This is a genomic window from Microbacterium endophyticum (assembly GCF_011047135.1).
In the GTDB taxonomy this organism is placed as follows: domain Bacteria; phylum Actinomycetota; class Actinomycetes; order Actinomycetales; family Microbacteriaceae; genus Microbacterium; species Microbacterium endophyticum.
Genome location: NZ_CP049255.1, coordinates 2,873,210 through 2,885,927, shown reverse-complemented (window position 1 = coordinate 2,885,927; position 12,718 = coordinate 2,873,210). Strand labels below are relative to the sequence as shown.

Genomic DNA, 12,718 nt, shown 5'->3' with positions numbered 1-12,718 from the left:
CACCGCGCCTCTAGCGAATTCCTGGCACGATCTGCCAGACGACGAAAGGTCTGCCGTGACTGTTCACGATCAAGATCCCTATTCTCAGGACAACCTCGATAGCGATCCTGAAGAAACTGCCGAGTGGCAGGAATCCCTGCAGCAGCTCGTCGAAGCGCGAGGTCACGGGCGTGGCCGCGAGATCATGCTGAGCCTGTTGAAGCGCTCAAATGATCTGCACCTCGGCGTGCCGATGGTGCCGACGACCGACTACATCAACACCATCGCGTCCGAGAACGAGCCTTCGTTCCCCGGCGACGAAGAGGTTGAACGTCGCTACCGTGCCTGGATCCGTTGGAATGCCGCGGTCACGGTGCACCGCGCGCAGCGGCCCGGTATCGGCGTGGGCGGACACATCTCCACATATGCCTCCTCCGCTGCTCTTTACGAAGTGGGCTTCAACCACTTCTTCCGCGGCCAGGACCACCCCTCCGGTGGAGACCAGATCTTCGTTCAGGGCCACGCCTCCCCCGGCACCTACGCCCGCGCATTCCTCGAAGGCCGTCTCACCGAGGCGCAGCTCGATGGATTCCGTCAGGAGAAGTCACAGGGATCGAACGGCATCCCCTCATACCCACACCCGCGCCTCATGCCGGAGTTCTGGCAGTTCCCGACTGTCTCGATGGGTCTCGGCCCGATCAATGCGATCTACCAGGCGATGGCCAACAAATACCTCGGTAACCGTGGCATCAAGGATGTCTCCGATTCTCACGTCTGGGCATACCTCGGCGATGGTGAAATGGATGAGGTCGAAAGCCGCGGACAGCTTCAGGTCGCCGCAAACGAAGGCCTCGACAACCTGACATTCATCGTCAACTGCAACCTGCAGCGCCTCGATGGCCCCGTTCGCGGTAACGGCAAGATCGTTCAGGAGCTCGAAAGCTTCTTCCGCGGTGCCGGCTGGAACGTCATCAAGGTCGTATGGGGCCGCGAGTGGGATGACCTCCTCGCCCGCGACACCGACGGCGCGCTTCTCAACCTTATGAACACCACTCCCGACGGTGACTTCCAGACGTACAAAGCCGAAAACGGCGCGTACGTCCGCGAAAACTTCTTCGGGCGCGACGAGCGAGCAGCAGCCCTGGTCAAGGATTACTCCGACGAGCAGATCTGGAACCTCAAGCGCGGTGGACACGATTACCGCAAGGTCTACGCCGCATTCAAGGCAGCGAAAGAGCACAAGGGCCAGCCCACTGTCATCCTCGCGAAGACCATTAAGGGCTACGGCCTCGGTCCGCACTTCGAGGGGCGTAACGCTACGCACCAGATGAAGAAGATGACTCTCGACGACCTCAAGCAGTTCCGTGACGTGATGCACATCCCGATCACCGACGCGAAGCTCGAAGAAAACCCGTACCTGCCGCCGTACTACAACCCGGGACCGCAGGACGAGACGATCCAGTATCTGCTCGAGCGCCGCAAGGCGCTGGGTGGCTTCTTGCCCGAGCGCCGCAGCCACCACGTGGGCCTGGAACTGCCTGGGGATGCCGCATACGCGCTGCCCAAGAAGGGTTCTGGCACGCAGGAGATCGCCACCACGATGGCTTTCGTCCGTCTGTTGAAAGACCTGCTGCGTTCGAAGAACTTCGGACACCGCATTGTGCCGATCATCCCCGACGAAGCCCGCACCTTCGGTATGGACGCGTACTTCCCGACGGCGAAGATCTACAACCCGAACGGCCAGCACTACACGTCGGTCGACCGTGAACTTCTTCTTGCGTACAAGGAAAGCCCGCAGGGCCAGATCATCCACGTCGGCATCAACGAGGCTGGCGCACTCGCAGCGTTCACTGCGACGGGTACTGCGTACTCGACTCACGGCGAGCCGCTGATTCCGGTCTACCTCTTCTACTCGATGTTCGGCTTCCAGCGCACGGGCGACGCTCAGTGGGCTGCCGGCGACCAGATGGCGCGTGGCTTCATCATTGGCGCGACTGCAGGCCGTACAACCCTCACGGGTGAAGGTCTGCAGCACGCCGATGGCCACTCGCACCTGTTGGCATCGACGAACCCGGCAACGGTGTCGTACGACCCGGCGTACGGCTACGAGATCGCGCACATCGTGCGTTCCGGTCTCGAGCGCATGTACGGCGGCGAGCACTCTGACCCGAACGTCATGTACTACATCACTGTGTACAACGAGCCGATCATTCACCCGGCAGAACCCGAGGGCGTCGACGTTGATGGGATCGTCCGCGGTATCCACAAGATCTCTGAGGGAACCGGCGACGGACCCAAGGCGCAGCTACTCGCTTCGGGCGTCGGCGTGCCGTGGGCGCTCGAAGCTCAGCAGCTGCTGAAGGATGACTGGGGTGTTGTCGCAGACGTCTGGTCAGTTACCTCGTGGACTGAGCTTCGCCGCGATGGGCTCGCAGCCGATGAGCACAACTTCCTCCACCCCGAGGAAGAACCGCGCACCGCGTACATCACCGAAAAGCTGAAGGATGCTGAAGGCCCCGTTACCGCCGTGAGTGACTTCATGCACGCGGTACAGGATCAGATTCGTCAGTGGGTTCCCAACCGCTTCGCCTCGCTCGGCGCCGACGGTTTCGGCTTCTCAGACACGCGCGCGGCCGCCCGCCGCTTCTTCAAGATCGACGGACCGTCGATGGTCGTTCGCACCCTGCAGTCGCTCGCAGAAGACGGCGTGGTCGACCGTTCGCTCGCGGCTCAGGCAATCGAGAAATACCGTCTGCACGACGTTTCCGCTGGCACCAGCGGCAACGCTGGCGGCGAGAGCTGAGCAAATGACAGCACCGGCGGCGCCTCTCGACAAAGCCGAGACTCTCGCTTGGCTGAGACGGATTTCGGGAGACATCGCAACCGTCACAATCAAGCGGCTTGAAGATGCACTGCCGTGGTACGCCGAGATGCCGCCTGCGCGACGCTCCTCAGTGGGGCTAGTCGCGCAGGCAGGCATCACGTCATTCATCCAGTGGTACGACGACCCCACCTCGACTCCCTGGATTGCTGCCGACATTTTTGCGGCGGCACCCCGTGAACTGCTGCGAAGCATAAGCCTGCAGCAGACTCTGCAGCTCATCCGGGTAACCGTCGAGGTGACCGAAGAGCGCATCGCAGACCGTGGTGCGCAGCTACGCGAATCGATCCTCTTGTACTCGCGCGAGGTCGCATTTACCGCGGCGGATGTGTATGCGCGAGCCGCAGAGGCGCGAGGCCTATGGGACGCGCGCCTCGAAGCGCTCGTCGTAGATTCGATCTTGAGTGGAGAGTCCGACGAGGAACTCCCCAGTCGGATCGCAGCGCTCGGGTGGCACGGCCATGGCGAAGTAGCTGTCCTGGTGGGGACGACTCCCCCGCAGTTCGATATCGACCATCTTCGCCGTACGGCGCGAAAGCTCGGCGTCGATGTGCTCGTGGGTGTGCAGGGGTCCCGACTCGTGCTGGTCATCGGGCGCACCGAGAGCGTCGGTAAGAATGGCGAAGAGACGCAAGTCGAATTGCCATTTCCGGAAATTGCGGCCCGCCTCGAACCAGGTTTCGGCGCGGGATATCTCGTGCTCGGCCCCACAGTGCCCGCTCTCGTTGATGCGAGTCAGAGCGCACGCGCGGCGCTAGCTGGATTCGCGGTCGCCCGAGCTTGGCGCCACGCTCCACGGCCCGTCGAAGCTGACGATCTCTTGCCCGAACGAGCACTCGCGGGCGATGCGCTAGCCAAGGTCACTCTCGTCGAGAGAATTTTTCGCCCGCTTCAAGCGCACAGTCCCGACCTCGTGGCGACGCTGTGGAGTTATCTCGACAATGGGCGCTCACTCGAAGCGACAGCACGCGAACTATTCGTTCACCCCAACACCGTGCGCTATCGGTTGAAGCGCGTGTCAGAGGTGATCGGGTGGGATGCCACCGGTCCCCGCGAAGCTTTGATTTTGCAGACCGCGCTTATCCTCGGCGCCGCTGGGTCAGACATCGGACGGCGTAAACCCACCACTTTGCGACGCCGATAACGCGGCTTCGTCACTAAAGTGTGCCGAGTGCACAAACGACTGGCCGATTCTTGTGCGAGAGTCGCCATAACCCATGACCTATTGCTTGACAGGATGGAATTGTGATCATCGCTCTTTTCCCGGGACAGGGTTCTCAGACCCCCGGGTTCCTTTCCCCATGGCTTGAGATCGCCGGTGCGCGAGAGCGCCTCGTCGAGTTCTCCGATGCCGCCGGGGTGGATCTGATTGCCGCTGGAACCGAATGGGATGCCGACCGCATCCGCGACACTGCGGTGGCGCAGCCGCTCATTGTGGCCGCCAGCATCCTGTCGTTTGAAGCGCTCGGACAACGCGCTCCAGTCGCCTTCGATGGCATGGCTGGGCACAGTGTTGGTGAAGTTGCAGCTCTCGTCGCGAGTGGTGTGCTGTCGGCTGTCGACGGGATGGCACTCGTCGGTATCCGCGGTCGTTCGATGGCTGAGGCTGCCACCTCAGCCGACACCGGCATGAGTGCTGTTATCGGGGGCGTCGAAGCCGACGTTCTCGCGGCACTCGCCAACGCTGAGCTCACTCCCGCCAACTACAACGGGCCGGGCCAGATCGTGGCCGCCGGCGCACGTGATGGCCTCAACACTCTCGCCGAGTCAGCCCCTCGGGGTACACGAGTCATTCCGCTGCAGGTCGCCGGAGCTTTCCACACCGAATACATGGCGCCGGCAGTCGGTGCTCTTCGCGATGCCGCCGCATCGGTGACAGCTGCTGATCCGAATACGACACTCTGGACCAACCGAGACGGTTCTGTTGTCGCTGATGGGGCGGCAGCTCTGTCGCTTCTCGTGAATCAGGTTTCATCTCCCGTGCGGTGGGACCTCTGCATGGAGTCGTTCGCCGCGGCCGGCGTGACGGGCCTCATCGAATTTGCTCCCGCGGGAACTCTTACCGGGCTCGCCAAGCGCGGACTCAAGGGAATTCCCGCAGTAGCAGTGAAGTCACCCGACGATCTGTCGGGTGCGATCGACCTTGTGAAGGGAACAGCCGCATGAGTGTCATGCTCCGCCAGTCCGAGGGTGCGGCTTTTACGCGCCTCTACGCATACGGCGCCGCACGCGGTGAACTCATTGTGCCGAACGACGACCTCGTCGGGCCCATCGATTCGAGCGATGAGTGGATCCAGAAGCGCACCGGCATCATCACACGCACACGTGCGGGTGCAGAAACGTCCGCGACTGATCTCGCAAGTATCGCCGCCGGTGAAGCGATCGAGCGCTCCGGTATCGCGCCGGATCAGATCGATGCCGTGATCGTTGCGACGATCAGCAACGTTCGCCAGACACCGTCGATGTCTGCAGTGGTCGCCGATCGTATCGGCGCAAATCCTGCTGCTGCATACGACGTGAATGCCGCATGTGCTGGCTTTGCCTATGGCGTGGCTCAAGCCGACGCGCTCATCCGAAGTGGCGCTGCTCACTACGTTGTCGTCGTCGGGGCAGAAAAGCTCAGCGACGTCGTCGACCCCACCGACCGCAGCATCTCGTTCCTGCTTGCTGACGGTGCGGGAGCGGTCGTTGTAGGACCGAGCGACACCCCCGGAATCGGGCCCACAATCTGGGGCTCCGATGGGTCCAAAGCCGATGCTGTGGGCATGAATGCCACACTCACCGAGTTTCGCGACGGAACTGCACCGTGGCCGACTCTCCGCCAAGAGGGACAAACTGTCTTTCGCTGGGCGGTCTGGGAAATGGTGAAGGTCGCACGTGAAGCCATCGAGGCTGCGGGTATCGAAGCATCCGATTTGGCAGCATTCATCCCTCACCAGGCGAATATGCGCATCATCGACGAATTCGCGAAGCAGCTTGGTCTGCCCGAATCTGTTGAAATCGGCCGTGATATCGCCACGACAGGCAACACATCTGCCGCCTCCATCCCACTCGCAACACACCGCCTACTTGAAGAGCACCCTGAGCTCAGTGGTGGTCTTGCGCTCCAGATCGGATTCGGAGCTGGACTCGTTTTCGGCGCGCAGGTCGTCGTCCTCCCATAACCGTGCGAGCGTCGCACCTAGACTTGTGTGCGGCCCGATAGCCTTCATACCCCTAAGAAACAGGAGAGAACCATGGCATTCACCAACGACGAGGTCCTCGCGGGACTCGCAGAGCTCATCACCGATGAGACCGGCATCTCTGCCGACGAGGTCGCCCTCGAGAAGTCGTTCACCGACGACCTCGACATCGACTCGATTTCGATGATGACCATCGTCGTGAACGCCGAGGAGAAGTTCGGCGTCACGATTCCCGATGACGAGGTCAAGAACCTCAAGACTGTCGGCGACGCCGTCAGCTACATCTCTTCGAACCAGTCCTAAATCGCCTCGGTGGGGGCCCACAGCCCCCACCGGCCTGGCAAAGGAATACACACAATGAGCACTTCCCGCATTGTCGTCACCGGCATTGGCGCTTCGTCGCCTATCGGTGGTACAGCCCCCGACAGCTGGTCGGCGCTGCTCGACGGAGCATCCGGTACCCGCACTCTTACCCATGAGTGGGTGGAGAAGTACCAGATCCCCGTCAAGTTCGCCGCTGAAGCGATCGTTCGCCCAGAAGCAACGCTCTCACGCCCCGAGGCAAAGCGTCTTGACCCCGCATCTCAGTTTGCACTTGTCGCAGCTCGTGAAGCGTGGGCGGATGCTGGTACCCCCGAGGTCGATCCCGAGCGCTTGGGAGTGGACTTCGCTACCGGCATCGGAGGCGTGTGGACGCTCCTCGATGCCTGGGACACACTCCGTGAAAAAGGACCGCGTCGCGTTATGCCGATGACGGTGCCCATGCTCATGCCGAACGCGGCGGCCGCGGCGATCTCGATGCACTTCGAAGCACGAGCATTTGCGCGTACCGTCGCATCCGCTTGTGCCTCGAGTACAGAGGCCATTGTCAACGGTCTCGAGCACCTCAACTCCGGGTTGGCCGATATTGTGATCGCCGGCGGCACCGAGTCAGCTATCCACCCGATCACGATGGCGTCTTTCTCTTCGATGCAGGCGTTGTCGAAGCGGAACGACGACCCCGCCACCGCATCTCGTCCGTACAACAGCGATCGCGATGGCTTCGTCATGGGCGAGGGCGCAGCAGCGCTCGTGCTCGAGACGGAGGAGCACGCAAAAGCGCGTGGCGCCAAGATCTACGGCTATCTCGTTGGTGGTGGCGTCACCGCGGATTCTTATCACATCACTGCGAACGACCCTGAGGGTCGTGGTGCATCACGAGCCGTCAAGCTCGCGCTTGACATGGCGGATGCCTCACCCGACGATGTGACACACATTAACGCGCACGCGACCTCAACGCCGGTCGGAGATATTGCTGAGTACACGGCGCTTCGAAAGGTATTCGGTGCCCGGATCGACGAGATCCCGGTTTCTGCAACGAAGGCATCGACCGGTCACCTGTTGGGCGGCACGGGCGCACTGGAAGCTGTCTTTACACTCCTCGCCGTTCGCGACCGCAAAGCTCCCCCGACGATCAACCTGACGAACCAAGATCCTGACATCCCGCTCAGCGTTTCGGGCGATGCTCAGCCGCTTGGGTCTGGTGCCCAACTTGCCATCAGCAACTCGTTTGGCTTCGGCGGACACAATGCCGTCGTAGCTTTCGCTAGCGAGTAGCTAGAACGTGAAAAGGCCCTGACCGGTAACGGTCAGGGCCTTTTCCATTTCCAGATGCGTGACGCCTATTCTCCGTGCCGGGACACTGTCAACCGACGTCGGGTACCGAGGCTTTCAGCGCGTCTGACGCATATCGAGAGCTCAACCCACCTTGTGCAGCCACACCACATGGCTGTCATCGCTTGCGTGGCGGAATGGTTCCAATTCCTCGTCCCACGCGGATCCCAGGGCCACGGTGAGTTCTCGTTGGAGCTCAGTGGCATCGCCCGCAGCGATCTCCATCGCGTAGCGCACGCGATCCTCACCTATGACGATGTTGCCTGCGGCATCCGTCTGGGCGTAGTGGATTCCGAGATCAGGTGTGTGGAGCCAGCGTCCGCCGTCTGAGCGCGGCGTCGGATCTTCGCTCACTTCGAACCTGAGGTGCTCCCAGCCCCGAATAGCGCTCGAGAGAGTCGCACCGGTGCCGGCTGGGCCTTCCCAGTAAAATTCCATCCGCTGAGAACCCGGCTGAACCGGCTGATCGTCCCATTCGAAATTAACGGCACGACCGAGAGCGCGTCCAACCGCCCACTCGATGTGGGGGCACAACGCACGTGGCGCGGAGTGAATATAAATCACTCCCCGCGCATGAGGTGTAGCCATGATGTCTCCGTTTCTTCAGGTGCGTCTTCCCCTACGACCTGATGGAGTCATCTCTGGCAGTTGTTCTGTTGTCTGCGGCCATTATTGCCGACGCGACTGGCAATTCACAAGCATTGACGTGCGCGAGATTCGAAAGTAGGAATTTCGGGCGGATGTTTTGTAGGGCGGGTGGGACTTGAACCCACGATCGTCGGGTTATGAGCCCGCTGCCTTAACCAGCTTGGCCACCGCCCCTCAGCGAACGAGCTTACTCGGTCTCGTCCGGCTGGCGAAGTTCGCCACTGCCGCGACGAATGTTTAGCTCTTGACTGTCTTTCATAACCTGTGGGTGATAGATCGCAAGATTGATCACGCCCCAAATGGCCACGGCCCCGGCGATGATGAAGATCACGTAGCCCCAGAAGGGGACGGCTGATCCCTCCCCGAGGACGGTCAGGCCAACGAGAACCGCGACCATCGGGTCGACCACCGTGAGACCCGCAATTGCCAGGTCAGGCGGGCCGGATGAATACGCGGTCTGCACGAAGTACGCGCCGAGGCCGGTACCTGCGACAAGAGCGACAAGACTGAGTAGCGTCAACCAGTCGAAATTGCCATCCTGGACGCGAAGAATGACGATCTTGGCAAGAGTCGCCACAAAGCCGTAGACGATTCCGGCCGCTACGACGTAGAACAATGCGCGTGCTTGGCGTCGACGAAAGAGCAGCCAAAGCAGCACCAGAACGATCGAGATAACCAGAAGCAACAACAACACGATGACGATCTGACTCGTCGTTACTGCTTGCTCTACCGCAAAGAGAGCGGCGACCGTGACGAAAAGGAAGATTCCTCCCACACACGCGATGATCGCTGTGATGGAGCGGCGAGTCGGAGTGTGTCCTGTCACTCGCGCGTTCAGCAGCGTCGTGATGACGAGGGATATGGCACCCAGCGGCTGCACAACGATCAGCGGCGCCACGCTCAGCGCGCCCAGCTGGCAGACGATGGCGAGTCCGAGCATCACGGTGCCCAATACCCAGGATGGCCTAGTGAGTAAACGGCCCAGCTGAGAAAGTGTCAATCCGTTTGAATTGGCGCCACCAGCAAGCTGGCCCACCTTTGTAACGCCCCGGTGCTGATACTGCGCTCCGAACGACATGAAAACCGCGCCAGAAAGGGCCAGCGGGATACCCAGCAGCAAAGCTGGGTTCTCAAAAACACCAACCAGCTGATTGCTGACGTCATCGAGCGTGGGAGAAAACCAGAACACCATAAAACAGTAGCTGGCACATACGCTCGATAGGCTCAAGGCGTGGCTGTTCTTCCAATTTGCATCATGGGTGACCCGGTATTGCACGCGCCTGCTGCGCCAGTCGAGGTCATCACCGACGAGATTCGTACCCTCGTCGCCGACATGTTCGAGACTATGGACACCGCCCCCGGCGTGGGCCTGGCGGCGCCCCAGGTGGGCGTCGGATTGCGAATCTTCACCTACACATACCAGGACGATGATGGCGCGCCCTGGCGGGGCGTCATCATCAACCCGGAGTTGTGGATACGACCTCTCGAACCAGGAGAACCCGACGAAGAGGAAGAGTCCGAGGGCTGTCTATCGGTACCGGGCGAGCGATTCCCCCTGCGCCGCTCCGAAGGAGCCATTATCTCGGGGACAGACCTCGAAGGCGCCGCAGTCCGCCTCGAGGTGACAGGATGGCGTGCGCGAATTCTGCAGCACGAGTTCGACCACCTGAACGGCGTGCTCTACATCGACAGAATCGATGATCGGGACTGGAAGACGGTACAGAAGATCGCCCGGAAGCGCGGGTGGAACCGGCCGGGCGTCTCCTGGATGCCGGGCGTCGATGACCTCGACGCCTGAATTACGACTCGGGTGCGGGTTCAGGGGCCTGCGGTGAGACGGTGGTCGGCGCCGCTGGCGCCGTCTCAGCGATCGCATCGCCGACGCTGTTTCCAACGACACGACCCTGGATGACAGCCGCAAGATCGAGACCTGTCGCGGCCCGCACGGCATCGAAAGTCGCGCGCAACCCAGACGCAGACTCGCTGGCGAGATGGCTGCTTGCACCTTCTCCCCCAAGAACCGTGATCGATCCGACCTTGTCGTAGCCCTTCGCGAACTCCGACATCATCGGCACCAAGGACTCAAGCGCCCGCTGTGCGAGCAGGGCTTCCTGGTTGTGCGAGAGCGCTTCTGCCTCAGCGCGAATCGCCTGCGCACGAGCGTCACCTTCCAGACGGATAGCGTCAGCATCGGCTTCTGCGCGTACTCGCGTTGCTGCTGCCTGCTGCTCAGCGATCTGCGCGTGAGCCTCGGCTTCTTTCACGTGAGCGTACGCATCAGCATCCGCAGCGCGCTGACGCTCGTAAAGGTTCGCATCAGCGACCTTCTGAACGTCTGCATCGAGCTGCGCCTGCTTATTCTCGGCCTCTTGCAGCAGAACGGCCTGCTGCCGCTCAGAGCGTTCCAGAGCCTCAGCCTGCTCCGCTTCGGCATTGGCTCGACCAACCTGAGCCTTTGCCGCAGCGGTGTTTTTATCGAGAGCCGTCTGTTCGATCAGGTTCGCCTCGTCTGTCGCGATCTGACGAGCGCGAATTTCTCGGTCCGCGTTGATCTTCGCAACCTCGGCGTCACGCTTCACACGCTCGACCTCGGTGGCGCCAAGGGCTGCGATGTAGCCGTTGGAGTCGGTAATCCCCTGGATCTGGAACGAATCCAGGATGAGCCCCTGCGAGGAGAGGTCACCTTTGATCCCTTCAGCGATCTGGTCGGCGAGGCGCTGACGATCGCGCATGAGCTCTTCGACTGTCAGCGTCGCAACGACACCACGAAGCGCACCTTCGAGCTGTTCGGTCGTGAACTGCTCAATCGCTTTGTCCTGAGATGCAAAGCGTTCTGCTGCGCGCCGGACCGACTCGGGGTCGGATCCAATTTTGACGAGTGCGACACCGTTGACGTTTACTGTCACACCGTTGGAGGACTGCGCCGTTGGCTCCATTTTGATCTGGCGCGCGCGCAGCGAGATCATTTCGGCACGCTGCGTCAAAGGATTGACGATTGCGCCGCCACCAGTGATGACAGTAATGCGCGAGGAACCACCATCGTTGCTCTTCTGACGCTTACCGACGATTACAAGAGCTTCATCAGCACGTGCAACTCGATACCACGCGCGTACCAGGATCGCCACGATGACCCCCACAACGATGATTACTACGACGGCGATGATCGCAATGAGGCCGACAGCCCCTAGTGCGGCGAACTCCATAGTTCCTCCAGACAGCGTGACCGCGAGCGTGCACTGCGCGGTTCTTCAACCCTACCGATTACCAACGAGCCGAGGTCGCTGAAGATCGGCCACGGCACACGGGGTAACTACGCCCACTCCGAAGAAGAATGGGGCAGAGATGCTGATATGAATGCAAAAAAGCCCCTGTTGAGGCGCTTTTTTGGCAGATTTGCTCCCCCACTTGGACTCGAACCAAGAACCTACCGGTTAACAGCCGATTGCTCTGCCAATTGAGCTATGGAGGAATATTCGCTGCCCTCAGCGGGCAACCAGACAAGCTTAGCAAACGTCAACGGGTGCCCGTGCACGTTTGCTGGTTTGTCGTCAAATATCCGTCAGCGCACAGTTGGAATTGTGCTCGGCGCAACGAGTCGCTCGTCGGCTTCGGAACTCGGGGTCCACAGGAGGTCTTTCGTACCGCGACCAAAGGCGATCGGGTGTCCCGCGCGAAGCACGAGCACGTAAGGGTTCAGCGCATTCACGGCATCCGTGTCGTTCGTCACCAGCACGGCGGACATTGCGCGATCTTCTCGCCTTCGGACAATCGCCTCCCGTACGAGTCGTCGTGAGTCGACGTCGAGATTGGCAAAAATATCGTCGGCGATCAGCAGCCGTGGTTCAAGCATGAAAGCGCGGGCGAGGGCAACACGCTGACGCATCCCGGCGCTCAGCTCGTACGGGTACTTCGAGGTCATCCCGAGCGGCAAAGAGAACTCATCGAGTAGGGTCGCGACGCGCAGCGCTATCGCACGGGCGTTCGCTCGGCGATCACGACTCGTAACAGGCTCTGCGATGATCTCAGCCACGGTTGACCGCGGCGGAAGACGCGCAGCGTCTCCCTGTGCGAGAAACCCCGTGTGGTAAGTGACTTGGCGCAACGGACGCCCGCCCTTACGGATTGAAATGCCTTCGACCCGGGCATCGCCACCAACGACCTTCATGTCCGCGCCGCCATGTCCCGCGAGCATCGCCGCGAGTGAGCTCTTACCAGAGCCGGTCGGCCCCATCAGCACGAGAGTGTTCGCGCGTTCCAATGTGAACGTCACTCCATCGACGACACGGGCCGCGTCGCCGCCCCGTGCGGAGAGTCGCTCGATCGAGAGATCATCGACGTCGACGGCAACAGAAGCCGGTTGAGAGCGAACCATACA

General features: G+C 61.2%; 11 protein-coding genes and 2 tRNA genes. 7 read left to right on the top strand and 6 right to left on the bottom strand.

Annotated features, from left to right (window positions below):
* Window positions 1-55 precede the first annotated feature (55 nt).
* The 6 genes from aceE (at window position 56) to G6N83_RS13580 (ending at window position 7,638) form a co-directional block, all read left to right on the top strand.
* Window positions 56-2,782, top strand: coding sequence for a pyruvate dehydrogenase (acetyl-transferring), homodimeric type (gene aceE, locus G6N83_RS13605; protein WP_165142919.1), 2,727 nt, complete (start codon window positions 56-58; stop codon window positions 2,780-2,782).
* A gap of 4 nt (window positions 2,783-2,786) precedes the next feature.
* Entirely contained in the window at window positions 2,787-4,004 is a 1,218-nt protein-coding gene (locus G6N83_RS13600) for a PucR family transcriptional regulator (RefSeq protein WP_165142917.1), read from the top strand.
* A 101-nt stretch (window positions 4,005-4,105) separates the two neighbouring features.
* Window positions 4,106-5,026 (top strand): ACP S-malonyltransferase, encoded by a 921-nt coding sequence (locus G6N83_RS13595; protein ID WP_165142915.1) that lies wholly within the window; start codon window positions 4,106-4,108, stop codon window positions 5,024-5,026.
* Entirely contained in the window at window positions 5,023-6,024 is a 1,002-nt protein-coding gene (locus G6N83_RS13590) for a beta-ketoacyl-ACP synthase III (protein ID WP_165142913.1), read from the top strand. Before G6N83_RS13595 ends, G6N83_RS13590 begins: the two co-directional genes overlap by 4 nt.
* A 72-nt stretch (window positions 6,025-6,096) precedes the next feature.
* A complete protein-coding gene (locus tag G6N83_RS13585) occupies window positions 6,097-6,345 on the top strand; it encodes an acyl carrier protein (protein ID WP_165142911.1) in 249 nt (82 codons plus the stop codon).
* A 54-nt stretch (window positions 6,346-6,399) separates the two neighbouring features.
* Window positions 6,400-7,638: a beta-ketoacyl-[acyl-carrier-protein] synthase family protein gene (locus tag G6N83_RS13580; protein WP_165142909.1), complete on the top strand. Its 1,239-nt coding sequence runs from the start codon at window positions 6,400-6,402 to the stop codon at window positions 7,636-7,638.
* Between the two features lie 141 nt (window positions 7,639-7,779).
* Here the strand turns inward: G6N83_RS13580 and G6N83_RS13575 are convergent, their stop codons facing one another.
* The 3 genes from G6N83_RS13575 to G6N83_RS13565 all read right to left on the bottom strand — a co-directional run bounded on the left by G6N83_RS13575 (window position 7,780) and on the right by G6N83_RS13565 (window position 9,532).
* Complete coding sequence (locus G6N83_RS13575; protein WP_165142907.1) at window positions 7,780-8,283, bottom strand: DUF3145 domain-containing protein; 504 nt, start codon at window positions 8,281-8,283, stop codon at window positions 7,780-7,782.
* Window positions 8,284-8,443: 160 nt separating this feature from the next.
* A tRNA-Ile gene (locus G6N83_RS13570) sits at window positions 8,444-8,517 on the bottom strand.
* Between the two features lie 13 nt (window positions 8,518-8,530).
* Window positions 8,531-9,532 (bottom strand): DMT family transporter, encoded by a 1,002-nt coding sequence (locus G6N83_RS13565; RefSeq protein ID WP_420901765.1) that lies wholly within the window; start codon window positions 9,530-9,532, stop codon window positions 8,531-8,533.
* A 42-nt stretch (window positions 9,533-9,574) separates the two neighbouring features.
* On the opposite strand from G6N83_RS13565, the gene def reads away from it, so the two are divergent.
* A complete protein-coding gene (gene def, locus G6N83_RS13560) occupies window positions 9,575-10,141 on the top strand; it encodes a peptide deformylase (protein WP_165142905.1) in 567 nt (188 codons plus the stop codon).
* Between the two features lies 1 nt (window position 10,142).
* Here def and G6N83_RS13555 read toward each other — a convergent pair whose 3' ends face one another.
* The 3 genes from G6N83_RS13555 to G6N83_RS13545 form a co-directional block, all read right to left on the bottom strand.
* A complete protein-coding gene (locus G6N83_RS13555; RefSeq protein WP_165142903.1) occupies window positions 10,143-11,546 on the bottom strand; it encodes a flotillin family protein in 1,404 nt (467 codons plus the stop codon).
* Window positions 11,547-11,739: 193 nt separating this feature from the next.
* Window positions 11,740-11,812 (bottom strand) — tRNA-Asn (locus G6N83_RS13550).
* A 90-nt stretch (window positions 11,813-11,902) separates the two neighbouring features.
* The gene (locus G6N83_RS13545) at window positions 11,903-12,715 is read right to left on the bottom strand and encodes an ATP-binding cassette domain-containing protein (RefSeq protein WP_165142901.1); all 813 of its coding nucleotides are present in this window, start codon (window positions 12,713-12,715) and stop codon (window positions 11,903-11,905) included.
* Window positions 12,716-12,718: the final 3 nt, after the last annotated feature.

Bases quoted from the DNA above. Each gene is read 5' to 3' on its own strand.
- G6N83_RS13575 (WP_165142907.1), bottom strand. From the start codon at position 8,283: ATGGCTACACCTCATGCGCGGGGAGTGATTTATATTCACTCCGCGCCA.
- G6N83_RS13545 (WP_165142901.1), bottom strand. From the start codon at position 12,715: ATGGTTCGCTCTCAACCGGCTTCTGTTGCCGTCGACGTCGATGATCTC.
- G6N83_RS13590 (WP_165142913.1), top strand. From the start codon at position 5,023: ATGAGTGTCATGCTCCGCCAGTCCGAGGGTGCGGCTTTTACGCGCCTC.
- G6N83_RS13555 (WP_165142903.1), bottom strand. From the start codon at position 11,546: ATGGAGTTCGCCGCACTAGGGGCTGTCGGCCTCATTGCGATCATCGCC.
- G6N83_RS13580 (WP_165142909.1), top strand. From the start codon at position 6,400: ATGAGCACTTCCCGCATTGTCGTCACCGGCATTGGCGCTTCGTCGCCT.
- G6N83_RS13585 (WP_165142911.1), top strand. From the start codon at position 6,097: ATGGCATTCACCAACGACGAGGTCCTCGCGGGACTCGCAGAGCTCATC.
- G6N83_RS13600 (WP_165142917.1), top strand. From the start codon at position 2,787: ATGACAGCACCGGCGGCGCCTCTCGACAAAGCCGAGACTCTCGCTTGG.